Source organism: Arthrobacter sp. efr-133-R2A-63 (genome assembly GCF_030209795.1).
Classification (GTDB): Bacteria; Actinomycetota; Actinomycetes; order Actinomycetales; family Micrococcaceae; genus Arthrobacter; species Arthrobacter bambusae_A.
Genome location: NZ_JARVRG010000024.1, coordinates 180,249 through 204,744, shown reverse-complemented (window position 1 = coordinate 204,744; position 24,496 = coordinate 180,249). Strand labels below are relative to the sequence as shown.

Genomic DNA, 24,496 nt, shown 5'->3' with positions numbered 1-24,496 from the left:
CCCAAGGGCGGAAGGGGGCCGATCTGCTGAGTGTCCAGGCGTCAAGAACAGCGTCTGGAATGGACATGCCAAGGCGGAATGGCGCTGCACATGATGCAGGCCTGCGTCGCGGGCGGTGCCGGCTACTCAAAGATCAGGAACATGCGCACCAGACTATCAGACCGCGTCAAGCACGGGTTGGGCCGGCCCGGGGCGACGCGCGGTTTCCCTTGCCCGCTGCTGGCCACTAATCTGGCAAGCTATGGAGTCTGCTCACTATTTCAGCGCACAGCCCGCGGGGCCGTTCACCCGCAAGCCCCTCACGGTGGAACTGGCCGGCGCGACCCGCCCGCTCCAGACATCGGGCGGCATTTTCAGCCCCGACGGGATCGACAAGGGAACTGCGATCCTGCTCTCCGAGGTTCCGGCGCCCGCCCCGCAGGGAAATCTGCTGGACATCGGCTGCGGCTGGGGTCCCATTGCCCTGACGATGGGGCTCATGGCGCCGCATGCGCGCGTCTACGCCGTTGATGTCAACGAGCGCTGCGTCACCTTGACGAACGAGAACGCCGCCCTGCTGGAACTTGGGAATGTCAGCGCGAGCCTGCCCGACGACGTCGACCCTGACGTGATGTTCGACACCATCTGGTCCAACCCGCCCATCCGCATCGGCAAGGATGGACTCCACGAGCTGCTGCTCACGTGGCTGCCACGGCTCGCGCCGGGTGGAACCGCCTGGCTTGTGGTGCAGAAAAACCTCGGGGCGGACTCGCTTCAGCGCTGGCTGGCCGATACCCTCGACGGTTCCTTCTCGGTATCCCGGGAAAGCACCTCGAAATCCTTCCGCGTCCTGCGGATCAGGAAAGCGTCCCGCTAGCGACAATCACGGCGGGCCCGCTCAGCTCCACATGTTCACGGCCGCTTTCGCCCGGGAAGAACCGCACCCCGACGACGCCGCCCGGCACCTTGACGCGCCACGTGTCCGGGGCGCCTTCCCCTGCCCAGTGGCGGATGGCGACGGCGGCCGCGCAGGCGCCGGTGCCGCACGATTGGGTCTCACCCACGCCGCGTTCGTGGACCCGCATGGTGATGTTGCCGACTCCTTCGTGAACGAGGGGCTCCGCGGGAACCACGAATTCGACATTGGTGCCGTTGGCCGGCTTGGGATCCACGACAGGCGCCTTGAAGAGCTGCGTGGATTTGAGCTCCGAGAGTTCGGCCAATGCCACCACGGTGTGCGGGTTGCCCATGCTGATGGAAAGGGCGGGCCGGGCGACTTCCAGTCCGTCGGCGCTGACGAGGGAGTCCATGGCCTTGCTCGTGGCGTCCTTGGGGAAAATGAATTCCCACGGGCCCATGTCCACCGCATAGCCCTCAGTGGTCCGGACAATCTTCTTGATGCCGCCGCGCGTCCCGATGGTCAGGGATTCACCGGCGTTGAGCGTGACAAGGCCCTGCTCGATGAGGAATTCGACGAACACCCGGACGCCGTTGCCGCACATTTCGGACAGCGAACCGTCTCCATTGCGGTAGTCCATGAACCACTCGGCATCGGAGTCCGCTTCGAGGAGCTGGAGGCCTTCGGGCAGGTACCGTGAAGGGACAGCCCGGATGAGCCCGTCCCCTCCGATGCCCAGGTGGCGGTCACAGAGCGCCGCGACTTGCTCCGGTGAGATCTGGTGCGCGTCATCGGGGTCTGCGACGAGGACGAAGTCGTTGCCCGTACCGTGTCCCTTGGAGAAGGCCAGTCCGTGAAGTCCGGAGGCGGGTACCGAACCGCCGGCAGCGGCAGGCTGCGGGGCGGAAAATGCAAGGGTTTCATCCATGGCTCAAGGCTACCTGCCCGAGGGGGCCCGCCTAAATCACTGACACGTGGCTTGCGCAGATTTCTGTCGCTTTGGCCACCAAATCCGGATCCTGCCAGCCAAGCCAGTGGATCCGGGGGTCGGCCCGGAACCAGGTGAGCTGGCGCCGGGCGAATTGCCGGGTGGCCACGATGGTTTCTTCGGCCGCTGCCGCCGTATCGGATTCGCCGTCGAGGACCTTCAGGAACTGGGCGTATCCGAGCGCCCTCGATGCCGTCTTGCCTTGTCGCAGTCCGGCGGCGTCGAGCCGCGCGACCTCTTCAAGGAGTCCAGCGTCCACCATCCTCAGCACGCGCTCGGCCAAACGCTCGCGCAGCACTGGCCGGTCGACGTCGAGCCCTATCTGCACGGCCGGCTGGAAGTACTCGCGCTGCGGCATGAAGGAGCTGAACGGGCGCCCGGTGAGCTCGAAGACTTCCAGCGCGCGGATGATCCGGCGCGCGTCGCCGAGCCGTCCCGCGGAAACTGGGTCGACAAGTTGCAGCCGTTCCTGGAGGCCTGCAAGACCGGAGGTTTCGTGCTCCAGCTCCAGCCGTTGCCGTACACCAGGGTCCGTCCCGGGAAATTCCAGGACATCCAACGCCGCCCGGACGTAGAGGCCGGAGCCGCCCACCAGGATGGCCCGCTTGCCGCGGCTTTGGATATCACGGATGGCGGCCCGGCAGTCGGTTTGGAAAGCCGAGACGCTGGCTTCTTCGGTGACATCCATGTTGTCCAGGAGGTGGTGGGTCACTCCCCTGCGTTCGGCGACGCTGATCTTGGCCGTGCCGATGTCCATGCCACGGTAGAACTGCATGGCATCGGCGTTGATGACCTCGCCGTCCATCGCGAGGGCGAGGTTGACGGCGAGATCGGATTTGCCGGAACCAGTGGGGCCGACGACGGCGATCACGGGCGGATGCGGATCAGCTGATCCGGCCGGTACTGCTGCCATGCCGGGCTAGCCGCGTCGTACGGGGAGCGACGGCATACCGAGGGAGACGGCTTTGAGGCCGCCGGACGCGGCGCCTGCGCCACTCGGTGCCGGAGCGCCGCAGGAATCGGCCTGGGAGCGGTCCCACGCGTCACCGGCCCGGGAGCGCCGCAGGCTGTAGTCCGCCGTCGTCGCCGGATCGGAGACGAGGTGGAAGGCAGCGGCCTCGGTGATCGTCACGGTGACGAAGTCGCCGGGCCGCGGGGCCTCTGCGCCTTCGGGCACGGAGAAGTGGACCAAACGCTGGTCCTGGGAACGACCGGACAGGCGATGCGTTTCTTCTGCCTTGCGGCCGGACTGGGCGGTGACAAGCAGTTCAACCCGGCGTCCAAGCTGTTTCGCGTTCTCCTCGGCCGCGATGCGGTCCTGGAGGGCGGTCAGCCGCTCGTAGCGTTCCTGGACGACCGCTTTGGGCAGCTGTTCCGGAAGGTCCGCTGCCGGGGTGCCCGGGCGCTTGGAGTACTGGAAGGTGAACGCCGAGGCGAAGCGCGACTTCTCGACGACGTCGAGCGTTGCTTGGAAGTCCTCTTCCGTCTCGCCGGGGAAACCCACGATGATATCGGTGGTGATCGCGGCGTGGGGAATCCTGTCGCGGACTTTGTCCAGGATGCCCAGGAACTTCGTGGAACGGTACGAGCGGCGCATGTCCTTGAGTACCTTGTCCGAGCCGGACTGGAGGGGCATGTGCAACTGCGGCATGACATTGGCCGTCTCGGCCATCGCGTCGATGACGTCGTCGGTGAATGCAGCCGGGTGCGGGCTGGTGAAGCGGACACGCTCGAGACCGGGGATGTCACCGCAGGCGCGGAGCAGCTTGGAGAACGCCAGGCGGTCCCCGAACTCCACGCCGTAGGAATTCACGTTCTGGCCGAGCAGGGTGACTTCGACGGCGCCATCGTCCACCAGCGCCTGGATTTCGGCGAGGATCTCTCCGGGACGGCGGTCCTTCTCCTTGCCGCGGAGCGACGGCACGATGCAGAAGGTGCAGGTGTTGTTGCAACCGACGGAGATGGAAACCCAGCCCGAGTACACGGAGTCGCGCTTGGTCGGCAGGGTCGACGGGAACACGTCCAGCGATTCCAGGATTTCGAGCTGCGCCTCATTGTTGTGGCGGGCCCGGTCCAGCAGCGCGGGCAGCGCCCCCACGTTGTGGGTGCCGAACACCGCATCCACCCATGGCGCCTTGCGCACGATGGTTTCGCGGTCCTTTTGCGCCAGGCATCCGCCCACGGCGATCTGCATTCCCGGATGGGCTGCCTTGACTTGCTTGAGTTCCCCGAGGTTGCCGTACAGCTTGTTGTCGGCGTTCTCACGCACGGCGCAGGTATTGAAGACCACGACGTCGGCGACGCCGCCATCGAACGGCACGTATCCTGCGTCCTCCAGGAGCCCTGCCATGCGCTCGGAGTCATGGACGTTCATTTGGCAACCGAAGGTGCGGACCTGGTAGGTGCGCTTCGCCCCATGGTCTGGTGCCGTATCGCTGACCGGGGCCGGTGTGGGCTGCTGAAGGGTGGCTGGTGCTGGTGCTGCGGAAGGGGAACTCACCAATCTAGGGTAGCCCCTCTGACTAGTACCAGTTGAAGCCCATCTCATGCTGCCAGGCGTTGCAAGGGGAACCGTAACGGTCACGGATATAGCCAAGGCCCCAATCGATCTGGGTCCGGTAGTTGCTGAGCCAGTCGCTGCCCGCGGAATAGTACTTGTCCGGCGGGAGCGCCTGCGCAACACCGTAGGCCCCGCTGCTGGGATTCGTGGCATCCGTCATCCAGCTTGATTCCTGGTTCCACAGCAGTGACAGACACTGCATTTGGTCCTGCCCCCAGCCGAAGGCGCCGAGGCGGGACGACGCATATTGCCGCGCACCTGCGGGGTCGTCGACGACGCTTCCCCCGCCACCACCTCCGCCACCACCGAAGCCGCCGCCTCCTCCGCTGCTGACGGGCGGCGGTGCGGCTTGCTGGTTGCTGGCGGCTGCAGCTGCCTGCTGCGCCCGCTGGTTGGCCGCTGCCTGGGCGTCGGCTTCCGCTTGGCGCTGCGCCGCCTCCCGCTTGGCTTCCTGGGCCGCCTGATAGGCGGCAAGCGCTACTTGTCCTTCCTGGTACTTCTGTGCCACTGCGGCCGAGGTAGAAGTCAAGGACGCGAGCTGGGCGACCATGGTCTTCCGCTGGCCGTCCGTGGCGGCGACGCTGTCCTCGGCCGCGCGCCTGGCAGACTCTGCAGCTTGGGCCTTTGCCGCAGCGTCACTGTCCAGTTGGGCCAGGACATCGCGCGCAGCTTGTTCCTGGGCGGTTGCGGCGGCTGACGCCCGGGACGCACTGAGGGCGTCATCGTGCAGCTTCGACGTGCGATCGAGAACCCTGTTCAGCAAGGCATAACTTTGAATGTTGTCAGGCGCGATGGCGGCATTCGCGACGGACCAGGGCCCGGGATCGAACCCGCCGGACTCGTATGCCTTGACGACCAGGGACGACGTGGCCTTCTTCAGCGAATCCGCTTTTGCCTTGGCCTGCTGCGATGCCTCAGCCAGTTTCTGGGTCACAGCTTGCTGGCGCTGCAGGGCGTCATGGGCCTTCGCGTACTCGGTTCCCGCTTTGATGGCGGCTGCGCCAAGCTCGCCTGACTTCTGCTGAAGGCCGGCCAACAACTGGTTGATCCGGTCCACTTCGGCGCTTGCGGCTGCTTCATTTCCTTGGGCCTGTTGCACTTCTGCCCAACTGGGATAGCCCGACGGCGGCGCATCGTCGTCCGCCGAAGCCGGGCCGGCTTGGAGAAGCGACGCGACAAGCAAGGGCACAATGATTGCCGAAAGCCGTAACGACAACGGATTCATTGGATCTGACCTGCTTTCCGACTCGGAACACTAGTCCAGAACCTTAGCCGACCACCACCAAGAACCCGACCAACCCCGCCGCACGGGACAATACTCACAGGCAGCTCTCAGTTTCCCGGCCGCCCCGTCTAGCCGATGTCGTCTCCTCCAGGACCGCCGTATGCGCCGGCCTTGCGGGACTCCGACTCGCCCGCCAAGGTTTCGTCCAGGACTTCGCCGACAATCCGGAATGCCGCCGATGGCTGGTAGCCCTTGCGGGCAAGCATCGAGGCGAGCCGCCGGGTCTGCTTGTCTCGTTCGGTCCTGTCGGAGAGGTCGGCGCCGGCCCGCAAACGGCGGGCGACCAAGTCCCTTGCAGCGTTTGTTTCGTCGTCATCGCTCACTTGCGCGAGGGCCTTCTCCGCCGTTTCAGCGTCGATGCCTTTGTCCGCCAATTCGCGTCTCAAGGCACCCCGGGCGAGTTTCCTCGACTGGGCACGGCTTCGGACCCACATCTCCGCGAACTCGGCGTCATCGATGAGCCGGACTTCCTCGAAGCGGTCCAAGACGGCTTCGGCCACATCTTCCGGCACGTTCCGCTCAGCCAGCTTGCGTGCCAGCTGAAGCCTGCTCTTGGGCGAGTTGGTCAGTTGGCGGAGCACAATGGCCCGCGCCACTGATTCCGGATTGGCCTCAGGGTCCGCGGCCACGGACGAATCCGCAGAGGGACCCCAGGACCGGGCGCCCCGTCCGGATTCCGACGTCGGCTTGGAACCCGAAGAACCAAACGAACCCGAGGACCGGGAGCGACCGCCGCGCTTAGCCGTCAACGGCCTTCAGCTTCGGCGATTTGTCGGCTTCGGCAGGCTTGACTACTCCGACGCCAAGCTTTTCCTTGATCAGCCGCTCGAGGTCCGCTGCCAGCTCCGGGTTGTCGCGCAGGAAGCGGCGGGAGTTCTCCATGCCCTGCCCCAGCTGGTCACCGTCGTAGGTGAACCATGAACCGGACTTCTTGATGATGCCGTGCTCGACGCCCATATCGATGATCCCGCCCTCACGGGAAATGCCCTGGCCGTAGATGATGTCGAATTCGGCGATCTTGAACGGGGGCGCCATCTTGTTCTTGACGATCTTGGCCTTGGTGCGGTTGCCTACCGAGTCCGCACCTTCCTTCAACGTCTGGATGCGGCGCACGTCAATGCGGATGGAAGCGTAGAACTTCAGTGCCTTACCACCGGTGGTGGTCTCAGGCGAACCGAAGAAAACGCCGATCTTCTCACGGAGCTGGTTGATGAAGATGGCGGTGGTCTTGGTCTGGCTCAGCCGGCCGGTGATCTTGCGCAGGGCCTGGCTCATGAGGCGGGCCTGGAGGCCGACGTGGGAGTCACCCATTTCGCCTTCGATTTCAGCACGGGGAACCAACGCAGCCACGGAGTCAATCACGACGATATCCAAGGAGCCGGAGCCGATCAGCATGTCCATGATTTCCAACGCCTGCTCGCCTGTGTCCGGCTGCGAAACCAGCAGCGCGTCGGTGTCGACACCCAGCTTTGCCGCGTACTCGGGATCGAGGGCGTGCTCGGCGTCGATGAAGGCAGCGATGCCGCCCTGGCGCTGGGCATTGGCTACGGCGTGAAGCGCTACGGTGGTCTTACCCGAGGATTCCGGGCCGTAGATCTCCACGATGCGCCCGCGCGGCAGGCCGCCAATCCCGAGGGCGACGTCCAGGGCGATGGAACCGGTGGGAATGACTTCGATGGGCGCACGGATATCGTCGCCCAAGCGCATGATGGAGCCCTTGCCGAATTGCTTGTCGATCTGGGCAAGCGCTGCCTCGAGCGCCTTCTCACGATCCTGGTTTGCCGCCATGGTTCACACCTCTGATGCTTTCTCGCTGTGGACTGGCCTGAACGGCCGCTTTCCTGTCTCATCCGACGCTAGTACGAGCCGCTGACAATTTTGCGTGCGACTTCGTCTATGTGGACAACTACGGGCTTCGAATGACACGGAAACCGCTCCGCCAGGACCAATTTTCCTCTGATAGGAGCATAGCCTCATCCGAACAGATATTCGAACAAATGTGCGGGCGTGTCCGGTCAGGAAGCGGAACTCAGAACGTCCGGGAACTTTTGTCGGCGGGCTTGACGTCCCTGCCGAGCCGTCGCTCCGGGGGAACGTCCTGGACGTCGCACAGGGCAAGCCAGACGTCGCGGGGGCTGTAGCCCGCTGCCAAGGCGTCGTCTGCCGTACGGCCGCCGACGCCGGCCAATACAAGGGAGCTGCTGAGGACCCGGGAGTAGCCAGCCCCGAATTCATCGTCCATTAGCCGCCAGAAGTCACTGATCCGCACCAATAGAGTCTCTCATGGGAGCGGACTCTAGAATGGTTGTCATGAGCAACACTCCCGACGACGCACCAGAGATGGTGGAGTCCGGCGACAACGTCGACGCCGCCCTCCAGCAGGTGGAACACCAGCTGAGCATGTTCTGGCGCCGCGCACGATCGCTTTCCCACCAGTTATCACGCCAGGTCCATCCCGACATGGAGCCAGCCGCTTACGGACTGCTGACGATCATTCGGAAAGAGGGCCCCATTCGCCTGACGGAGCTCGCCTCATGCATCGGCGTCGGAAAGCCGTCGGTAAGCCGCCAGATCGCGTTCCTTGAGAGCATCGGCATGGTCTACAAAGAGGCCGACCCCCAGGACGGCCGCGCACAGTCGATCCGGCTCACCCCCAAGGGCGAAGAAAAGATGCATCAGGTGCAGGACGCGCGCCGGCAGGTCTTCCGGGAACGGCTGGGCGAGTGGCCGCTGGAAGAAATCCAGACTCTGGCGGACTACATTGAACGGCTCAATGCTGCGTACGGCGAAGGAATCGGCAAGGACTGACCGCACCAAGCCGCAGGGACCAACGAAGCCGGATTGACCAGAGAAGGAGGACCTCCAACGGAGGTCCTCCTTCTCTACTTCAAGTATTTGCCGGCGCTGGACCGCAGAGGATCCCGACCAATAGGTCAAGAACGTGCCGGATCGCCGCTCCGGTAACCATGTACCGGAGGTGGCTCGGCCTAGCGGGCTCCGGAGAGCATGCCCTGCGTGAAATCGTCGTTCAGTTCGGCACTGAGCTCGCGGTCGAGATCTCGACCGTAGCGCTGGGCGAATTCCTGCGGGACGGTGTCCGGCACGGCGACGCCTTCGGCGACGGCCACCCGGTCGCTGACCTCGCGGAGCATTCCGGACAACGGAACGTCCAGCGCCGAGCAGATCGAGGACAGCAGCTCTGAGGATGCTTCCTTCTGGCCGCGCTCAACTTCGCTCAGGTAGCCAAGGGAAACGCGGGCGCTGTGCGAGACTTCGCGGAGCGTACGGCCCTGGCGCTGGCGGACATCGCGCAGGACATCACCAATTTCGTGACGCAGTACAACCATTTTGCGCTCCTTCTGTTCGCTCGGTGCCTTCTCGGCCAAGCCCACATCCTTCCAGCGGACAACGCCGTTTACGGATACGGGCTGCTTAACCATCTGTATCGCCTTGCTCCCTCGTGAGTCCGGTTCACCTTGAAGGTGCACCGGTTGTTTTCTACATCCTAGGCGCCCCGGCCATTCCGAGGCGACACAATGTAACAACTATTGGGCCGCTGTTTTTGTTCCCGGCTACTTTACGTGCGGTAGGTCGACATGGACAAGGCACTCCACCAAGCGCTCCAGTGCAGCCGCGGTTGCCTGCGCACGGATTCCCGGCCGATCTCCTCGAAAGGAGTAGGCATGCGCCACGGCTCCGCCGGACGTCGCGACGCCAATAAAGACAGTGCCGACCGGCTTCCCGTCGTGCGGCAAAGGCCCCGCAACCCCCGTAGTGGAGACCCCGACGTCGGCCCCGCAGGCTTGCCTGGCGCCGGCAGCCATTGCCGCGGCAACCTCGGCGTCGACGGATCCGACGGCGGACAGCAGTTCCTCGGACACCCCCAGGATTCCGGCCTTGACCGCATTCTGGTAAGCGACCACCCCGCCCTGGAGCATGCCCGACGCACCGGGAGTATCAGCGAGGGTGGCTGCGACCAGGCCCGCCGTCAACGATTCAGCGGTAGCCACGGTGACGCCCCGCTCGATGGCGAGGGCGACAGCGGACGCGGCCGTCGCATCAGCGGTGGTGCTCATGCGCGCTTGCCGGCGGCGCGAAGCTTTGCTGCTTCGATCACGTATTCGACGCCGGTCCACACCGTGATGGCGAGGGCGACGATCATGACCCAGAAGGCAACGCTGACCAGCCACGGCGCGAACGAATTCAGCGGAAGGATGTAGAGGAAGATCGCGACAGTCTGGACGACTGTCTTGAGCTTGCCGCCACGCGAGGCCGGCATCACCCCGTAGCGGATGACAAAGAAGCGCAGGGCGGTGATTCCCCACTCGCGCACGAGGATGAGGATCGTGATCCACCAGGGCAGCTCCCCCAGCGCCGACAGGAGGACAAGAGCCGATCCAATCAGCAGCTTGTCGGCAATGGGGTCCGCGATCTTGCCGAAGTTGGTGACGAGGTTGCGGCTCCGGGCGATGTCGCCGTCGAGCTTGTCCGTATAGATCGCCACGGCGAAAGCCACGACGGCGGCCCAGCGCCAGACGCCATGCTGGCTGTTGTCCTCCAGGAGGAACCACACGAAGAAGGGGACCAGGACAATCCGGAGCATCGTCAGGATGTTGGGCAGGTTCCAGATATCGGAGCTGCTGGAACCGGCTTTGCTGCCCTCGGATGTAGTCACCCCTCTAGGCTACCGTCCGGTCAGTGACCAGGCGTCCTCGCCGCCGTCGTCCTCGTCATCGGAGCTGTCTGCGCCGTCGTGGTACTCCGTGACATGCTTGCGGCGTTCGAGGTCGGCGGCAACCAGGTCTTCGGCGTAGCCTCCGACGGCGATGTTCGCGTTCGCGTTCTCGCTCAGCGCCGCGGTGTGCGCGTCGGGCGTCACAGGAGCCTCCTGCCCCTTCATGGCCGCCAGCACGGGCGCGAGGTCGTCGGGCTTGACCAGGACATCGCGGGCCTTGGAACCTTCCGACGGACCGACGACGCCGCGCGACTCCAGCAGGTCCATGAGGCGGCCGGCCTTGGCGAAGCCGACCCGGAGCTTGCGCTGCAGCATCGACGTGGAGCCGAACTGGGTGGTGACCACGAGTTCCGTGGCCTGCAGCAGGACCTCGAGATCGTCTCCGATGTCGTCGTCGATCTGCTTCTTCTGCGCCTCGGGCGCGACGTCGTCACGGTAGACGGCCTTGAGCTGGCCCTTGACGTGCTCCACCACCCGGTGGATTTCCGACTCCGTGACCCAGGCGCCCTGCACGCGCATCGCCTTCGAGGCCCCCATGGGCAGGAAAAGCGCGTCACCCTGGCCAATGAGCTTTTCCGCGCCGGGCTGGTCCAGGACCACCCGGGAGTCGGTGACGGAGGACGTGGCGAACGCCATGCGCGACGGGACGTTCGCCTTGATCAGGCCGGTGACGACGTCAACGGACGGACGTTGGGTGGCGAGGACCAAGTGGATGCCGGCAGCACGGGCGAGCTGGGTGATCCGGACAATCGAGTCTTCGACATCGCGCGGGGCCACCATCATGAGGTCGGCGAGTTCGTCCACGATCACCAGCAAGTACGGGTAGGGCTTGATGATGCGCTTGGAGTCGACCGGTGGCACAACCTTGCCGGCACGGACGGCCTTGTTGAAGTCGTCGATGTGCTTGAAGCCGTAGTTGGCGAGGTCGTCGTAGCGGGCGTCCATTTCACGAACAACCCACTGAAGCGCCTCGGCGGCTTTCTTGGGGTTGGTGATGATCGGGGTGATGAGGTGCGGAACCCCCTCGTACGCTGTCAGTTCCACTCGCTTGGGGTCCACCATGACCATGCGGACCTCATCGGGTGTGGCGCGCATCAGGATGGACGTGATCATGGAGTTCACGAACGACGACTTACCGGCACCCGTGGCACCTGCCACGAGCAAGTGCGGCATCTTGGCGAGGTTCGCGACGACATAGCCACCCTCGACGTCCTTGCCGACGCCCATCACCATGGGGTGGTCTGTCCGCCGAGCGTTCTGGCTGCGCAGGACATCGCCGAGGGACACGGTTTCGCGGTCCGTGTTGGGGATCTCGATGCCGATGGCCGACTTGCCGGGGATCGGGCTGAGGATACGGACATCGCTCGATGCCACGGCGTAGGAGATGTTCTTGGACAAGGCCGTGACGCGCTCCACCTTGGTGCCGGGAGCAAGTTCGATCTCGTAGCGGGTCACGGTAGGCCCGCGGCTGAAGCCGGTGACAGTGGCGTCCACATTGAACTGCTGCATCGTGTCCGTCAGTGCGGCCACGACGGCGTCGTTCGCTTCGGTGCGCTCCTTCGGAATGGAGCCTGGCGTCAGGTTGTCCGAGGACGGCAGCGTGTAGGTGACGTCGCCGGCGAGCGACAGTTGTTCGGTGCGCTGCGGGATCGGCGTCGGGGGCGGCGGCGGACTGATCGGCGCGGAAGGCACAATGACCGGGGGGACCGCGGCGGTCGGAGCAACCAGGGGGATCGCTTCGGTGGCGTTGTCTGCTACCGCCTTCGCGCTTCCGAGTCCCTGGGCGGCCTTGATCTTCTCGACCGCGATTTCGGCCTGGGTCGGCCTGCGCACGCCGGGCGGGACGGACGGTCCGCCCTTGGCGGGCGGGGCATCGTCGTCGACGATTGCGTGTTCGAAGGCCTCGTCGCCGACATAGCCCTCCAGCGTGGGGTCGCCGTCGTGGTCCTTGCCGAAGAGGCGCCTGCGGCGCTTCTTTTTCGGTTCGGCGGCCGCGTCGTTTTCGTAGAGGTAGCTGCGGTCATGGGAATCGCCGCGATGCGCGTCGGCGTCCAGGTCGACACCCATGAGGTGCTCGTAGGCGCCGCGGACACGCCGGGGAATGGCGCCGAAGGGCGTGGCCGTCACAATGAGGAGGGACACGAACGCCAGGGCGCCGTAGACCATGACGGGTACCGCTGGGTGGATGGCGGCCAGGGGCGACGCCGCGAGGAAGCCGAGCATTCCGCCCGCGCGCCGGAGGCCTTCGAATCCATCGGCGACAGTCGGTTGGCCGCCGATGATGTGGGCCAAGCCTGTGCCGGCGAACGTCATGATCAGGAAGCCGATGCCCACGCGGTTGTTGCCGCGGCTGTCCCACGGGTGCCGGAAGAGCCGGAAGGCACAGACGAAAAGCATGAGCGGCAGAAGCAGGGATACCCAGCCGAAGGTTCCGTTCACGATGCTGTAGACAACGTCCGGGAACCAGCCTTTGAAGCCCCACCAGGCGAAGGTTGCGATGAAGACACCGAGCACGAGGTTGAAGAGGGCGGCGCCGTCCCGGCGGTCGGCCGGATCGAGGTCGCTGACGTCATGGCCGATCCGGCGGATGCCGGCACCCACCACGTGCCCGATTCCCAGCCAGACACCGGCAAGCGCACGCAGGATCCACGGTTGTTGGGGTTCGACGACGGCGGCTTGCTTGCCGCGGGCCGCGCCTGTGCCGCTCCTGCCGGTCTTGGCCGGGGTCCGGCCGCTGCCCGAGCCGCCGGATTTGCTATTGGAGCTGCCTCTAGGCGCGGAGGTAGTACGAGTCGCCATATCGGCCACGCTACCCCAAGCTGTCCGGAAAACCGCGGATTTCAGGGGCGCGGAGGAACCATGTTGCCCCTGTGAACCATTCGCGGACCTCGGGTTCACGGCGGGCTGGTCTCCAAACACGAACAGCCCGGTTCGTCTGAACCGGGCTGTTCGGAGGCGTCACCGTCCCGGTTAAGCTTCCAAAACCAACGGGATGATCATGGGGCGGCGGCGAAGCTTGCGGTTGACCCACGTGCCGATCACCCGGCGGACCACTTGCTGGAGCTGGTGGTTGGTATGGTCCGCGTGGTGCAGCACGGCGTCTTCGAGGGCCGCGTTGATCTTGGGGATGATCTCATCGAACACGGAATCATCCTCCGCCACGCCGCGGGCGTGGATTTCGGGGCCCGAGACGATCTTGCCGGTGGTCCGGTTGATCACGGTGATAACGGAGATGAAACCCTCGTCGCCGAGGATCCTGCGGTCCTTGAGGTCGGCGTCGGTGATTTCACCCACGCTGGAGCCGTCCACGTAGACGAAGCCGACTTCCACCTGGCCCACCACATTGGCCTTGTGGTCCCTGACGTCGATGACCGTGCCGTTGTCGCTGAGGATGACGCGGTCCGAGGGCACGCCGGATTCCTCCGCCAGGTTGCCGTTGGCGATGAGGTGCCGGGTTTCGCCGTGCACAGGCATCGCGTTCAGGGGCTTGAGGATGTTGTAGCAGTAGAGCAGTTCGCCCGCGGCGGCGTGGCCGGAGACGTGCACTTTGGCGTTGCCCTTGTGGACGACGTCGGCGCCCAGCTTGAGCAGTCCGTTGATGATCCGGTAGACCGCGTTTTCGTTGCCGGGGATGAGGCTGGAGGCAAGAATGACGGTGTCACCCTGGCCGACAACCACGCGGTGGTCACCGTTGGCCATCCGGGACAGTGCCGCCATGGGTTCGCCCTGGGAGCCCGTGGACATGAGCACCACGCGGTGGTCCGGCAGGTTGTCGATGTTCTTGATGTCCACGAGGATGCCCGGCGGGACGTCAAGGTAGCCCAGCTTCGCGGCGATGGCCATGTTGCGGACCATGGACCGGCCCACGAAGGCGACATTGCGGCCATGCTTGGCGGCGGCGTCAAGCACTTGCTGCACCCGGTGCACATGGGAGGAGAAGGAGGCGACAATGATCCGCTTCCTGGCCTGGCCGAACAACCGGTCCAAGGTGGGACCGATCTCCTTTTCCGCCGTGGTGAAGCCGGGGACATCCGCGTTGGTGGAGTCGGCCATGAACAGGTCCACCCCTTCTTCACCCAGGCGGGCGAAGTGGCGCAGGTCCGTGATGCGGCCGTCGAGGGGCAACTGGTCCATTTTGAAGTCGCCCGTGTGCAGCACGTTGCCGCCGGCGGTGCGGATGAAGACGGCCAAGGCATCCGGAATGGAGTGGTTGACGGCGACGAATTCGCATTCGAAGGGGCCGAACTGCTCCACCTGACGTTCAGTGACCGTGAGCGTGTACGGCTTGATCCGGTGTTCCTGGAGCTTGGCTTCCACGAGGGCAAGCGTCAGCTGGGAACCGACCAACGGCAAGTCCGGACGCAGGCGCAGAAGGTACGGCACAGCGCCGATGTGGTCCTCATGGCCGTGGGTCAGGACGATGGCGACTACGTCGTCCAGCCTGTCCTCGATGTACGAGAAATCCGGCAGGATCAGGTCAACACCCGGCTGTGTCTCTTCAGGGAAGAGCACGCCGCAGTCAACCACCAGCAGCTTGCCGTTGATTTCGAAAACGGCCATGTTGCGGCCGATCTCCCCCAGCCCGCCAAGGGGCACGATCCGAAGTGTTCCCTGCGGAAGTTTGGGCGGGGTGACAAGTCCGGGAAGGGCGGTTTGGGTCATAATGCGCTACTTTCCGGCGGAATCGTCCTAGACAGTGAAGTCCATTCCAGCTTCCGCCAAGTCCTCGCGGATGATTGCGATCTCGGCGGCGTCCGGCTCCACGAGGGGCAAACGGACAACCGAGTTGGGCAGGACTCCCTGCCATTTAAGAATTTGCTTGGCGGCGACGGCGCCTTGGACCCGGGTCATGGTTGCGCGGACCACGGGCTCGAGTTCGAAGTTGATCTTGCGCGCCGTACCGAGGTCGTTCGCGTTGATGGCGTCGATCAGCTCACGGAAACGGCGGGTGACGACATGGGTGGTAACGCCAATCAGGCCCACCGCGCCCATGGCCATCCACTGGAGGGTGAGGCCGTCGTCGCCCGAGTAGAAAAGGAGGTCGGTTTCTGCCATAACGCGCGTTGCCGCGGCGAAGTCGGCTTTGGCATCCTTGACGGCGACGATGTTGGGGTGCGACGCGAGGCCGATCATGGTCTCCGGTGCGATCTGGATGGAGGAGCGCCCGGGAATGTCGTAGAGCATGACGGGAAGCTCGGTTGCGGACGCAATGGTCTCGAAGTGCGCCCGGACCCCGGCTTGGCTTGGCTTGTTGTAGTACGGGGTGACGATCAGGAGTCCGTCGACGCCGAGCTTCGCGGCTTCCTGGGAGAGGTGCACCGAGTGCGCGGTGTCATTGGTTCCCGTGCCCGCGATGATTGCCGCGCGACCGCCCACAGCTTCCTTCACAGCGCGGAACATGCCGAGGTTTTCCTCGTCGGTGAGGGTTGATGTCTCCCCGGTTGTTCCGGTGACGACCAGGCCATCGCAGCCGTCGTCGACGAGCTTGACTGCCAGTTCAGCTGCCTGCTTGTAGTCAACTTCGCCGTCCTTGGTGAACGGGGTGACCATGGCGGTCAGAAGGGTACCGAGAGCAGGAACGTTCGCACGAGAGTCAGACATATGAAAAACGTTACCCTGTCGGCCACGGGTTGGGAGAATGGGGCCCGCGTGATGGTCGTCAAATTCAGCGAAATGGGAGCAAGGCCTCATACGTAGACGGCGGAGACGGCATAGAGGTCCGCTCCCGCCTCGGCCTCGGATCCCCTTGGGTCACCCAGGCTTCCTCGGCGCCGTACAGCTCGAGGTCATAGCCTGTCAGCGACAACTCCGGGAAGACGACAAGGCGGCCGCCCCGCGAATGGGCATCCTCGATAAGGCGCGCGTGTTCCGGCACGTTGGCGGGCACACCGCCGTCGAGCGCTTCGTATTGAATGGCGGCAACTGTCAGGGCGGAATTCACCCAGCTATCCTAGATCAGCGCCTTTAGGCGGGGCCGCTTTGGCAGCCGGAGCGGCCGCCCCCGAACGTCGCCGAGTTGCCCGGATACTGGCCTCCGGGCTTCGCGGCTGTCTCCGGTGAGCAATATCGGGCAACCGCCGACTCGCGCAAGCGGTCCGCCCACGCCCCGAGCCGCTGGGCAGCCCGCACATAGTCGAACAATTCGACGGGGGTCAATGATTCAAGGTCGGTCTCCGCGAGCCGCCGGGCGAGTTCGGCACCCGGTTGCTGTTCGCCCAGAACCGTTCCCTCGCGACGCCACTCCACGTCTTCAGGAGGCTCCCCCGCCACAAGCTGCCGGAAGAGGAAATCGACGACGCCCGGGCTCATCGCCTTCATGGGCCCGTCCAGGCCTTGGGGATAGCCGTTCGGCCGCTTCGAGGGATCGTTCATGCAGCCATGGTATTCGAACATATATTCGAACACAAGGCGTTTGCTTCGAGCCGCCAGCCGCTACCGCTCCGCGGCGGTGGGCTCGGTGCGGAAGAGACGGACGGCGTCGCGCATCGATTCCCTCGCGCGCTTCCGGTCGCCGGCGGCGTCATACGCGCAGCTGAGCCGGAACCAGGAACGCCAGTCCTCCGGGGCGGCCTCGGCCTCCACGCGGTACTTCTCAAACTCGGCGTCCGCCGCGGCACGCACAATGCGGCCCCCGGGTGTCCGGGGCAGGTTGTCCACCGGCAGCCCGCCCTCGGCTTCGAGCACCTTGGCCATCTTCTCGGTGCGCGCACCGAAGACAAGCTCGCGGATCAGTGCCCACGCTCCAATGACGGGAAGCACCAGATAGGCGGCGCCGATTCCCTTGGCAACCAGGTTCGCGTCACTGAGCAGCAGGATCGAGCGTTCGAAAGTGACCACGAGGTAGAGAACCAGCAACAGGGTGACGGCGCCCACCCAGATCTTGGTGCGGTTTTCCTTGAATGCGTTCCAGAGCGAGCCCATGCGCCTACAGCCCCAGGTCCAGATAGCCGTCCAGGCCGACGGTCAGCCCGGGGTGGGACGCCACATTGCGCAGTCCCAGCAAGACGCCGGGCATGAAGGCCGCCCGGTCGAAGGAATCGTGGCGGATGGTCAGTTGCTCTCCCGGACCGCCGAGGAGCACTTCCTGGTGTGCCACGAGTCCACGCAAACGGACGCTGTGGACCCGGACTCCGTCTACCTCGCAACCGCGGGCACCGGCAAGGGCGCTGTTCGTGGCGTCCGGGCTTGCCGGGACGCCGGCATCTTCGCGGGCGGCGGCAATGAGCTGGGCCGTGCGGACGGCTGTGCCCGAGGGAGCGTCCACCTTGTCCGGGTGGTGCAGCTCGATGATTTCCACCGATTCGAAATACTTGGAGGCTGTGGCGGCGAAGGCCGAGGCGAGGACGGATCCGAGCGCGAAGTTGGGGGCGATGAGGACACCCGACTCCGGGTTCGCGGAAAGCAGGCCGCGCAAGGCCGCGAGCCGTGCGGCGTCCCAGCCGGTGGTGCCCACGACGGCATGCATGCCGTGTTCGACGGCGAAGCGGACGTTCGCTTCGGTGCTGTCCGGAACGGTGAGGTCGACGATATATTTCGCACCGGCGTCGAGCAGGGTATCAAGGGAATCGCCGCGGCCGAGCGCCGCGACGAGCTTCATGTCGGCGGCTGCCTCCACCGCTTTGACGGCTTCGATACCCATGCGCCCCTGGGCGCCCAGCACGGCGACAGCAAGTTGTTCGGTCATGCCCTTAACCCTACCGGGCCGCGCACACCCCAACGTGGAGTCGACGGGAAGCCCTCGGCTACTCCCCTGCCCCGACCCACTCGACCGTGCCGTCGCTGAAGAACTGTTCCTTCCAGATAGGCACGTTGGCCTTGATCCTGTCCACAAGCTCCGAGCACACGGCGAAGGCTTGTCCGCGGTGTGCTGCGGCAACGGCGCAGACCAGCGCGGGTTCGCCAATCTCCAGCATGCCGATCCTGTGTGCTGCCCAGATACGGACCGGCCGGGCAGCCTCTCCCGAGTGTTCCGCCACGAGCTTCGCGACGACGTCGGCCATGACCTGGTGCGCAGTGGGGTGGGCGCTGTAGCTGAGCCGGTCGACGGGCTTGCCGCCGTCGTGGTTCCGGACCACACCGCTGAAGCTCACTACCGCTCCCGCGGTATCCGACTCCACGGCTGCTATGGCCTGGTCCGCGGAAATCGGCCCTGCGCTGAGGATCGCGCTGATGATTTCGAAGTCGGTTTCAGTGGTCATGGCTTCCCTCCAACTGATCGCAAAGGTGGGCGATGACGGGATCAAGAACGGCGAGGCCGTCCATCACGCCTTTCGGTGAACCCGGCAGATTCACGATGAACGTCTTGCCGGCTGCGCCTGCATGGCCCCGGCTCAGCATTGCCATGGGAGTCTTGGCGGCTCCGGCTCGGCGGATGCCTTCCATGAGGCCCGGAATTTCGCGGTCCAACAAAGGCAGCGTCACTTCCGGAGTGCGATCGTCGGGGCTCAGCCCCGTGCCGCCGCTCGTAATGACGACGGCAGGTTCCTGGGTCAGCAGGGCGCGGATGGCGGCACCGACGGGCTCACCATCCGGCACCACCATGACCGGAAAGGTCTCGTAGCCATGTTCGACCAACCAGTCCAGGATCACCGGGCCGGTCTTGTCCTCGTAGATTCCGGCCGCCGCGCGGTTGGACGCAATGACGACGCCGGCCTTCCGCGGGCCGCGGCCCGGTTCGCAGGCGTTCATGCGCGTACTCCTTCGCCAGGGGCACCGGAGGAGGCGGGAACGGCCCAGTCGCCGCTCTTTCCGCCGCTCTTGGCCAGCACTTGGATGCCGCTGATGACCGCGTGCTTGTCCACTGCCTTGATCATGTCGTAGACGCTCAAGGCGGCCACCGATGCCGCAGTCAAGGCTTCCATTTCCACGCCCGTGACGCCCCGGGTCTTCACCGTTGCCAGGACAACCACCGCGTCCGGGCCGAGTTCGAAGTCCACGGTGACCTTGGAAATCGGCAGCGGGTGGCACAGCGGGATGAGTTCGGGCGTCTTCTTGGCTGCCATGATGCCGGCGACGCGCGCTACGGCAAGGGCATCGCCTTTCGGAAGCTCACCCGCTCCGAGCAGGGCAAGTACCTCGGACGTGCTGTGGACGGTGGCTGTCGCGGTTGCCTCCCGAGTGGTCACGGCCTTGTCGGAGACATCGACCATTTGGGCTGTTCCGTCCTGGCGCAGATGCGTAAGCGCGCCGCCGATGCCGGCGGGTTCTGGAGTGTCATTCACAACATCCATACTTCCACTTCCGCTCCGGCGTCGAGTTCCGTGACGGCTGCGGGCACGTGGACCAGCGCGTTCGAGTTGGCGAGCGCATGGATGAGGTGGGAGCCGGCGCCCCCTTCCAGCCTGACCGTTCCGCCGGGAAGAAGAGTGCCACGGCGGACCTGGTGCTTGCCGGCGGGCGAGGTCAAAGACTCCGAGAGGCGGGCCCGCAGGCTCGGCCGCAATGCGGGACTGCCGACGACGGCGGCGAGCGCAGGGCGAAGGAACATCTCGAAGGACACGAGGCAGCTCACGGGATTGCCCGGGAATCCCAGGAAGGGCAAGCCGTCGAACGTTCCGATCCCTTGGGGGCCGCCGGGTTGCATGGCCACCGACACGAATTCGACCGGCTGGTCCATCATGGCCTGCCGGACCACTTCGTAGGCGCCCTTGCTGACGCCCCCGGTGCTGATGATGAGATCGACGGTGCCGCCCAGGCCGCGGAGGAGCGCCAGCAGCTCGGTGGGATTGTCGCCGCTGATTCCCGTCCGCGTGACGTGGAGGCCGGACTGCAGCATGGCGGCTTCGAGCAGGGTTCCGTTGGAATCGTAGATCTTGCCTTCCGGCAGGGACGTACCGGGTTCCACCACTTCATCGCCGGTGGTGACCAGAAGCACGCGCACCGGCGTGCGGACCTCGACGGCGGTCATCCCCAGGGCGGCGAGCAGCCCCAATTGCCCGGGTCCGAGGGCCGTTCCCGCGCGCAAGGCGACAGTTCCGGCGGTGATGTCGCTCCCGGCGTCGCGGACGAACGTTCCGGGCTCCGTGGTGGGAAGGCGGACGGTTGATGGGACACCGGAGACGGGAAAGACATCAGGCACTGCCTGTTCGATGGGCACGACGGCGTCCGCCCCTTCGGGCATCATGGCGCCGGTCATGATCGGGGCTGCGGTGCCGGGCATGAGCCGGACCGGTGCCGCGCCGGCAGGCACGGGATCCACGACCGTCAGTTCCGCACCGGCGTCGCTCCCTGCGTGCGGTGCCAGATCCGCTGAGCAGACGGCAAAACCGTCCATCTGGGAGTTGGCGAACGGCGGCAGGTTGAGCGGGGCCACGACGTCGGCGGCCAGTACCCGGCCGAGCGCCCCCATCAGCGGCAGCTCTTCGGCGCGGTCGTTGCCTGCGAGCCCGGACAGCAGATCCTGGACGGCTTGGCGGTGGGCTGCGACGGATCGTGCCACGAGTGTTCCTCCCGGGTTGTTTTCGCTGAGACCTACACAGCCTAGTTGGCGGTGACGTGGATGGTGTGGAACCCCGTCGCGCCGTCCGGGGCTACGGGAGTTTGGGCTTCTGGCTGCGGGGTACCCGTGGAGTCAGTGGCACGGACCTGGACTTCATGGTTCCCGGCGCCCAACTCAAGTCCCAGCTGCCATTGGTACCACGTGTCCGAGGAGATCCCCGGCGCGAGTTTGGCTTCCTGCCAAGTGCCGCGGTCGACGCGCACCTCCACCCTGGAAACTCCACGGTGTTGGGCCCACGCGACACCGCCGAACTGGACCGTTCCGGCCTTGACCGAGCGGCCGTCCCGGGGCACGTCGATGCGGGACTGCGTCTTGACGGGACCGTGGTCGCTCCACCCGCGCGGTACCCAGTAGCCTTGGTCGTCGGCGAAACGGGTGACCTTCAGTTCCGTCAGCCATTTGGTGGCCGAAACATATCCGTAGAGGCCGGGGACGATCATCCGGACGGGGAAGCCGTGCTCGATCGGCAGGGGTTCGCCGTTCATTCCGACGGCGAGGAGCGCGTCCCGATTGTCGGTGAGCGCTTCGAGGGGGGTTCCGGCGGTCCAGCCGTCCGTGCTGCGGGACAGCACCATGTCCGCCCCGGGCTTGGGTCCGGCCATGGCGAGGAGTTCGCGGACCGGCCAGCCGAGCCAGAGTGCGTTGCCGATCAGGTCTCCGCCTACTTCGTTGGACACGCAAGCGATGGTCACGTAGCGCTCGATCATCGGTTTGGTGAGCAGCGTGGCGAAATCCAAGGTGACTTCGCGCTCCACCAGGCCGGTCACTTTGAGGGTCCAGTCCGGCGGATTCACGGCCGGCGGGATCAGGGCAGTGTCGATCCGGTAGAAGTCGGGGTTCGGCGTGACGAGCGGCTGAAGCCCCGCCAAGGTGAGCGCGGCGCCGTCGGGAATCTTTTCCGGAGGAGTCACCGGGGCGGGTAGTGCCAAGCCGTTGCGGAAGTCCGATGCCACCGTTCCGGCCCTCCGCACGAGGGTCGTGACGATCCCGACGGCGACCGCAGCGATCGCGGTTCCACCGAGCAATTGCATGAAGCTTCGGCGGGCCAATGGCATGTCCGCCGCCTCGGGCACGGGGCGCCAGGTTTCGAGGCGCTGGATCAGGAGCCGGAGGAAAAGCATGGTGACCATGGTGGCCACGACGGGGGCGACCGCCGCTGTGGGCGCGGCCTGGGCCCGGGTCAGCACGGCAGCCAGTCCCGCTGCTCCAGCGAGCAAGGCGAGCGCCAGTCCCGCTCCCTTTCGCCGATACTCCAGGAGGCCGGCGACCGCGGCGAGGACTACGGTCACCAAGGCGATGCTGACGATCAGGGCCAATTTGTCGGACGTGCCGAAGAGGTTGACGGCCAGTTCCTTGGCCCAACCCGGCACGGCGTCGATCACTACCCCGCCCAATGCGGTGACGGGCGAGACGGACGGGCTCAGGAAACCGGCCAGCAGTTCGCCGGCCGCCACCCCGAGCCCGATGGCCGCCACGCCACACGCCGCCGCCCACCGGACGGCCGTCCTGGTACTGGCTTTCTTCGAAGTGGTCCTGCTCATGGTGTGCCTGCCTGTTTATGGCTCTTTGCCGGAATGGTGTCCGCGGGAACTGTCTGTATCGGAGATCTCTCGGTGCGGGATGCGCTTGCCGGGGCACCCGACGGAAGGCGGAGCGTGAAACAGCAACCCTCGCCTGTGTTCGCCACCGTGACGGTGCCCCCGTGGGCCTTCACGATGCCGGCCACCATGCTGAGCCCTACGCCGGCCCCGCTGTATCGCGGCGCTTCCCCTTCGACGGGCTTTCCTGCTCCCCTGGAACGGTCCTTTTGCCAACCGGTCTCGAAAACGTGGGCGAGGTCCCCGTCGTCGATGCCGCCGCAGCTGTCGACGACATCGACGACGGCGTCGCTTCCGTCGCGTCCGACGCGAACCAGCACCCCGCCGTCGGGCCGGCTGTAGATGACCGCGTTGAGCAGCACGTTCCGGACGGCCCTTCCCAGGCTGGGGCCGTCCGCGACAGCCATGCACTCGCGGTCCCCGCCGCCGTCGAGCCGGATCCCGCGTTGCGCGGCGAGGGGCGTGAGATCGGCAATAGCGTCGCTCACCAGGTCGTAGAGGTCCAGGGATTCTGCGCTCAGCCGGAGCGTTCCCGCCTGGATTTTGGACAGTTCCAGGAGGTCGTTGACCATGACCGCCATCTGGTCCGTCTGGTCGATGATCTTGCGATAGTACGCGGGGATGTCGGACGCCATGCCGTCTTCCAACGCTTCGGCCATGGCCCGCATGCTGGCCAGGGGGGTCCGGAGGTCGTGTGAGATCCAGGAGACCAGTTCGCGGCGCGCGGTTTCGACGGCGGCCTCCCGGCGTCGGGATTCTTCGAGCTTGATGCTGCTGGCTTCGAGTTCCTGGGCGAGCTGGGCGAGCTCGGAGTTCATGGCAGGCCCGGCCCGACGCGATCCTGGTTGCGGCAGGAACGAGCCGTCGAGGGCTTCTCCGCTGCCCAGGCGCCGCGTTGCCGCCACCAGCCGGATGGCGTTGCGGGACACCCCGGCCCCCAGGACAAGGGAAATCGCTATGGCGACCACCGAGGCCACCCCGAGGATGTACCACATGACTTCGAGATCCACAGCGGAAATGAACATCGCATTGAAGGCGCTCACCATCCCTGCCACGAGGACGGCAACGGTGGCCACCACCACGAGGCAGATCTGCACCAGGATCGACGCGCCGCGCAGGAAACGCAGCAAGGCGAGGGTCAAGGCGCCGATGAGGACAGCCCACAGCAGCATCCAGCCCAGGATCGTGAACATTTCAGCTGTCTGCATGTCCACCGTCCTTCGCGTCAAGGCGGTAGCCGACTCCCCAGACCGTCTTGAGCAACACCGGGGTGGTGGGGTTGTCCTCGATCTTTTCGCGCAAGCGGCGGACGTGGACCGTCACGGTGGACAAGTCCCCGAAGTCCCATCCCCACACTGCCTTGATGAGATCCTCGCGGCTGAACACCTGGTTGGGCCGGCGCAGCAAGAACGCGAGCAGATCGAACTCACGCGCCGTAAGCATCAGCGGTTTGCCATCCTGGAGCACTGTGCGCGAGGCCGGGTCCAGTTCGAAGCCGGCGAGCTCCACGGGAGGTTCGGGGCTGAATTCCCGGATGCTCCGGCGCAGCACGGACTTCACCCGGAGCACCAGCTCGCGGGGAGAGAAAGGCTTGGTGACGTAGTCGTCCGCTCCGGTTTCCAGGCCCAGGATCCGGTCGTCTTCCGTGCCGAGGGCGGTGACCATGATGATCGGGACGCTCATGGCCAGGCGCAGCCTGCGGCACACTTCCACGCCGTCGAGTCCGGGCAGCATCCGGTCCAGGATGACAAGGTCGGGCCGCCTGGCGGCCGCGAGGCTCAACGCGGTGAAGCCGTCGCCGGCGAGATCGACTTGGAAGCCTGCTTGGACCAGGTAGTCCCGGACGACATCGGCGATGGTCTGTTCGTCTTCGACCAGAAGAATGCGGCGATTGCCGACGTCGGCAGCGTGCGGGGCGGGCTGCATGTTCACACCTTCAGCATAGATTCGCATTG

26 protein-coding genes are annotated in these 24,496 nt (G+C 65.5%); 2 read left to right on the top strand and 24 right to left on the bottom strand.

Translation table 11 applies throughout. The annotated features are described in order from the left end of the window. The first annotated feature begins 241 nt into the window (after positions 1-241). Entirely contained in the window at positions 242-856 is a 615-nt protein-coding gene (locus QRN45_RS13630; protein WP_284763703.1) for a class I SAM-dependent methyltransferase, read from the top strand. On the opposite strand, the gene dapF is transcribed toward QRN45_RS13630, so the two are convergent. The 7 genes from dapF to QRN45_RS13595 form a co-directional block, all read right to left on the bottom strand. Beyond that, on the bottom strand, positions 837-1,805 hold the full coding sequence (gene dapF / locus QRN45_RS13625; protein WP_241708823.1) for a diaminopimelate epimerase: 969 nt from the start codon (positions 1,803-1,805) through the stop codon (positions 837-839). The two genes, QRN45_RS13630 and dapF, sit on opposite strands and share 20 nt — an antisense overlap. Positions 1,806-1,836: 31 nt before the next feature. Continuing rightward, the gene (miaA, locus tag QRN45_RS13620) at positions 1,837-2,778 is read right to left on the bottom strand and encodes a tRNA (adenosine(37)-N6)-dimethylallyltransferase MiaA (RefSeq protein WP_284763701.1); all 942 of its coding nucleotides are present in this window, start codon (positions 2,776-2,778) and stop codon (positions 1,837-1,839) included. Between the two features lie 6 nt (positions 2,779-2,784). Further along, positions 2,785-4,365 (bottom strand): tRNA (N6-isopentenyl adenosine(37)-C2)-methylthiotransferase MiaB, encoded by a 1,581-nt coding sequence (miaB, locus tag QRN45_RS13615; RefSeq protein WP_284763700.1) that lies wholly within the window; start codon positions 4,363-4,365, stop codon positions 2,785-2,787. A 22-nt stretch (positions 4,366-4,387) separates the two neighbouring features. Then, positions 4,388-5,650, bottom strand: a complete 1,263-nt coding sequence (locus QRN45_RS13610; protein ID WP_241708818.1) for an aggregation-promoting factor C-terminal-like domain-containing protein — start codon at positions 5,648-5,650, stop codon at positions 4,388-4,390. A 128-nt stretch (positions 5,651-5,778) separates the two neighbouring features. Beyond that, positions 5,779-6,339, bottom strand: coding sequence for a regulatory protein RecX (locus QRN45_RS13605; protein WP_502870717.1), 561 nt, complete (start codon positions 6,337-6,339; stop codon positions 5,779-5,781). 109 nt (positions 6,340-6,448) lie between these two features. Further along, a complete protein-coding gene (recA, locus tag QRN45_RS13600) occupies positions 6,449-7,498 on the bottom strand; it encodes a recombinase RecA (RefSeq protein WP_078105671.1) in 1,050 nt (349 codons plus the stop codon). A gap of 241 nt (positions 7,499-7,739) precedes the next feature. Next, positions 7,740-7,979, bottom strand: coding sequence for a DUF3046 domain-containing protein (locus QRN45_RS13595; protein ID WP_241708817.1), 240 nt, complete (start codon positions 7,977-7,979; stop codon positions 7,740-7,742). A 41-nt stretch (positions 7,980-8,020) separates the two neighbouring features. Between QRN45_RS13595 and QRN45_RS13590 the strand changes: the two genes are divergently transcribed. Next, positions 8,021-8,518, top strand: coding sequence for a MarR family winged helix-turn-helix transcriptional regulator (locus QRN45_RS13590; protein ID WP_264637673.1), 498 nt, complete (start codon positions 8,021-8,023; stop codon positions 8,516-8,518). Between the two features lie 179 nt (positions 8,519-8,697). Here the strand turns inward: QRN45_RS13590 and QRN45_RS13585 are convergent, their stop codons facing one another. The 17 genes from QRN45_RS13585 to QRN45_RS13505 all read right to left on the bottom strand — a co-directional run bounded on the left by QRN45_RS13585 (position 8,698) and on the right by QRN45_RS13505 (position 24,467). Next, positions 8,698-9,150 carry a helix-turn-helix domain-containing protein gene (locus QRN45_RS13585; RefSeq protein WP_078105673.1) on the bottom strand — a complete coding sequence of 151 codons (453 nt, stop codon included), beginning with the start codon at positions 9,148-9,150 and terminating at the stop codon, positions 8,698-8,700. 132 nt (positions 9,151-9,282) lie between these two features. Further along, positions 9,283-9,786, bottom strand: a complete 504-nt coding sequence (locus QRN45_RS13580; RefSeq protein ID WP_078105674.1) for a CinA family protein — start codon at positions 9,784-9,786, stop codon at positions 9,283-9,285. Then, positions 9,783-10,385 (bottom strand): CDP-diacylglycerol--glycerol-3-phosphate 3-phosphatidyltransferase, encoded by a 603-nt coding sequence (pgsA, locus tag QRN45_RS13575; protein ID WP_241708814.1) that lies wholly within the window; start codon positions 10,383-10,385, stop codon positions 9,783-9,785. Before pgsA ends, QRN45_RS13580 begins: the two co-directional genes overlap by 4 nt. 9 nt (positions 10,386-10,394) lie before the next feature. Then, positions 10,395-13,244, bottom strand: a complete 2,850-nt coding sequence (locus tag QRN45_RS13570; RefSeq protein WP_241708813.1) for an FtsK/SpoIIIE family DNA translocase — start codon at positions 13,242-13,244, stop codon at positions 10,395-10,397. Positions 13,245-13,415: 171 nt separating this feature from the next. Further along, positions 13,416-15,107, bottom strand: coding sequence for a ribonuclease J (locus QRN45_RS13565; protein WP_078105676.1), 1,692 nt, complete (start codon positions 15,105-15,107; stop codon positions 13,416-13,418). Positions 15,108-15,134: 27 nt separating this feature from the next. Beyond that, positions 15,135-16,046 (bottom strand): 4-hydroxy-tetrahydrodipicolinate synthase, encoded by a 912-nt coding sequence (gene dapA, locus QRN45_RS13560; RefSeq protein WP_078105677.1) that lies wholly within the window; start codon positions 16,044-16,046, stop codon positions 15,135-15,137. 64 nt (positions 16,047-16,110) lie between these two features. Beyond that, positions 16,111-16,386, bottom strand: coding sequence for a nitrilase-related carbon-nitrogen hydrolase (locus tag QRN45_RS13555; protein WP_241708810.1), 276 nt, complete (start codon positions 16,384-16,386; stop codon positions 16,111-16,113). A gap of 23 nt (positions 16,387-16,409) precedes the next feature. Beyond that, a complete protein-coding gene (locus tag QRN45_RS13550) occupies positions 16,410-16,817 on the bottom strand; it encodes a hypothetical protein (protein WP_241708809.1) in 408 nt (135 codons plus the stop codon). A 60-nt stretch (positions 16,818-16,877) separates the two neighbouring features. Further along, positions 16,878-17,366, bottom strand: coding sequence for a hypothetical protein (locus tag QRN45_RS13545; RefSeq protein ID WP_078105678.1), 489 nt, complete (start codon positions 17,364-17,366; stop codon positions 16,878-16,880). Positions 17,367-17,370: 4 nt separating this feature from the next. After that, positions 17,371-18,129 (bottom strand): 4-hydroxy-tetrahydrodipicolinate reductase, encoded by a 759-nt coding sequence (gene dapB, locus QRN45_RS13540; RefSeq protein WP_241708807.1) that lies wholly within the window; start codon positions 18,127-18,129, stop codon positions 17,371-17,373. 58 nt (positions 18,130-18,187) lie between these two features. After that, a complete protein-coding gene (locus QRN45_RS13535; protein WP_284763697.1) occupies positions 18,188-18,643 on the bottom strand; it encodes a molybdenum cofactor biosynthesis protein MoaE in 456 nt (151 codons plus the stop codon). Further along, a complete protein-coding gene (locus QRN45_RS13530; RefSeq protein ID WP_284763696.1) occupies positions 18,633-19,133 on the bottom strand; it encodes a MogA/MoaB family molybdenum cofactor biosynthesis protein in 501 nt (166 codons plus the stop codon). Before QRN45_RS13530 ends, QRN45_RS13535 begins: the two co-directional genes overlap by 11 nt. Then, positions 19,130-19,675: a cyclic pyranopterin monophosphate synthase MoaC gene (moaC, locus tag QRN45_RS13525; protein WP_284763694.1), complete on the bottom strand. Its 546-nt coding sequence runs from the start codon at positions 19,673-19,675 to the stop codon at positions 19,130-19,132. Before moaC ends, QRN45_RS13530 begins: the two co-directional genes overlap by 4 nt. Then, positions 19,663-20,883 carry a molybdopterin molybdotransferase MoeA gene (locus QRN45_RS13520; protein ID WP_284763693.1) on the bottom strand — a complete coding sequence of 407 codons (1,221 nt, stop codon included), beginning with the start codon at positions 20,881-20,883 and terminating at the stop codon, positions 19,663-19,665. The genes moaC and QRN45_RS13520 overlap by 13 nt, the downstream gene beginning before the upstream one ends. A 41-nt stretch (positions 20,884-20,924) precedes the next feature. Beyond that, positions 20,925-22,484 carry a molybdopterin-dependent oxidoreductase gene (locus tag QRN45_RS13515; protein ID WP_284763691.1) on the bottom strand — a complete coding sequence of 520 codons (1,560 nt, stop codon included), beginning with the start codon at positions 22,482-22,484 and terminating at the stop codon, positions 20,925-20,927. Further along, positions 22,481-23,749, bottom strand: coding sequence for a sensor histidine kinase (locus QRN45_RS13510; protein ID WP_284763690.1), 1,269 nt, complete (start codon positions 23,747-23,749; stop codon positions 22,481-22,483). Before QRN45_RS13510 ends, QRN45_RS13515 begins: the two co-directional genes overlap by 4 nt. Then, positions 23,736-24,467, bottom strand: a complete 732-nt coding sequence (locus QRN45_RS13505) for a response regulator transcription factor (protein WP_284763723.1) — start codon at positions 24,465-24,467, stop codon at positions 23,736-23,738. Before QRN45_RS13505 ends, QRN45_RS13510 begins: the two co-directional genes overlap by 14 nt. Between the last annotated feature and the right edge of the window lie 29 nt (positions 24,468-24,496).

Bases quoted from the DNA above. Each gene is read 5' to 3' on its own strand.
- QRN45_RS13630 (WP_284763703.1), top strand. From the start codon at position 242: ATGGAGTCTGCTCACTATTTCAGCGCACAGCCCGCGGGGCCGTTCACC.
- dapF (WP_241708823.1), bottom strand. From the start codon at position 1,805: ATGGATGAAACCCTTGCATTTTCCGCCCCGCAGCCTGCCGCTGCCGGC.
- miaA (WP_284763701.1), bottom strand. From the start codon at position 2,778: ATGGCAGCAGTACCGGCCGGATCAGCTGATCCGCATCCGCCCGTGATC.
- QRN45_RS13610 (WP_241708818.1), bottom strand. From the start codon at position 5,650: ATGAATCCGTTGTCGTTACGGCTTTCGGCAATCATTGTGCCCTTGCTT.
- recA (WP_078105671.1), bottom strand. From the start codon at position 7,498: ATGGCGGCAAACCAGGATCGTGAGAAGGCGCTCGAGGCAGCGCTTGCC.
- QRN45_RS13590 (WP_264637673.1), top strand. From the start codon at position 8,021: ATGAGCAACACTCCCGACGACGCACCAGAGATGGTGGAGTCCGGCGAC.
- QRN45_RS13585 (WP_078105673.1), bottom strand. From the start codon at position 9,150: ATGGTTAAGCAGCCCGTATCCGTAAACGGCGTTGTCCGCTGGAAGGAT.
- QRN45_RS13580 (WP_078105674.1), bottom strand. From the start codon at position 9,786: ATGAGCACCACCGCTGATGCGACGGCCGCGTCCGCTGTCGCCCTCGCC.
- QRN45_RS13570 (WP_241708813.1), bottom strand. From the start codon at position 13,244: ATGGCGACTCGTACTACCTCCGCGCCTAGAGGCAGCTCCAATAGCAAA.
- QRN45_RS13565 (WP_078105676.1), bottom strand. From the start codon at position 15,107: ATGACCCAAACCGCCCTTCCCGGACTTGTCACCCCGCCCAAACTTCCG.
- dapA (WP_078105677.1), bottom strand. From the start codon at position 16,046: ATGTCTGACTCTCGTGCGAACGTTCCTGCTCTCGGTACCCTTCTGACC.
- QRN45_RS13550 (WP_241708809.1), bottom strand. From the start codon at position 16,817: ATGAACGATCCCTCGAAGCGGCCGAACGGCTATCCCCAAGGCCTGGAC.
- QRN45_RS13545 (WP_078105678.1), bottom strand. From the start codon at position 17,366: ATGGGCTCGCTCTGGAACGCATTCAAGGAAAACCGCACCAAGATCTGG.
- dapB (WP_241708807.1), bottom strand. From the start codon at position 18,129: ATGACCGAACAACTTGCTGTCGCCGTGCTGGGCGCCCAGGGGCGCATG.
- QRN45_RS13535 (WP_284763697.1), bottom strand. From the start codon at position 18,643: ATGACCACTGAAACCGACTTCGAAATCATCAGCGCGATCCTCAGCGCA.
- QRN45_RS13530 (WP_284763696.1), bottom strand. From the start codon at position 19,133: ATGAACGCCTGCGAACCGGGCCGCGGCCCGCGGAAGGCCGGCGTCGTC.
- moaC (WP_284763694.1), bottom strand. From the start codon at position 19,675: ATGGATGTTGTGAATGACACTCCAGAACCCGCCGGCATCGGCGGCGCG.
- QRN45_RS13515 (WP_284763691.1), bottom strand. From the start codon at position 22,484: ATGAGCAGGACCACTTCGAAGAAAGCCAGTACCAGGACGGCCGTCCGG.
- QRN45_RS13510 (WP_284763690.1), bottom strand. From the start codon at position 23,749: ATGCAGACAGCTGAAATGTTCACGATCCTGGGCTGGATGCTGCTGTGG.
- QRN45_RS13505 (WP_284763723.1), bottom strand. From the start codon at position 24,467: ATGCAGCCCGCCCCGCACGCTGCCGACGTCGGCAATCGCCGCATTCTT.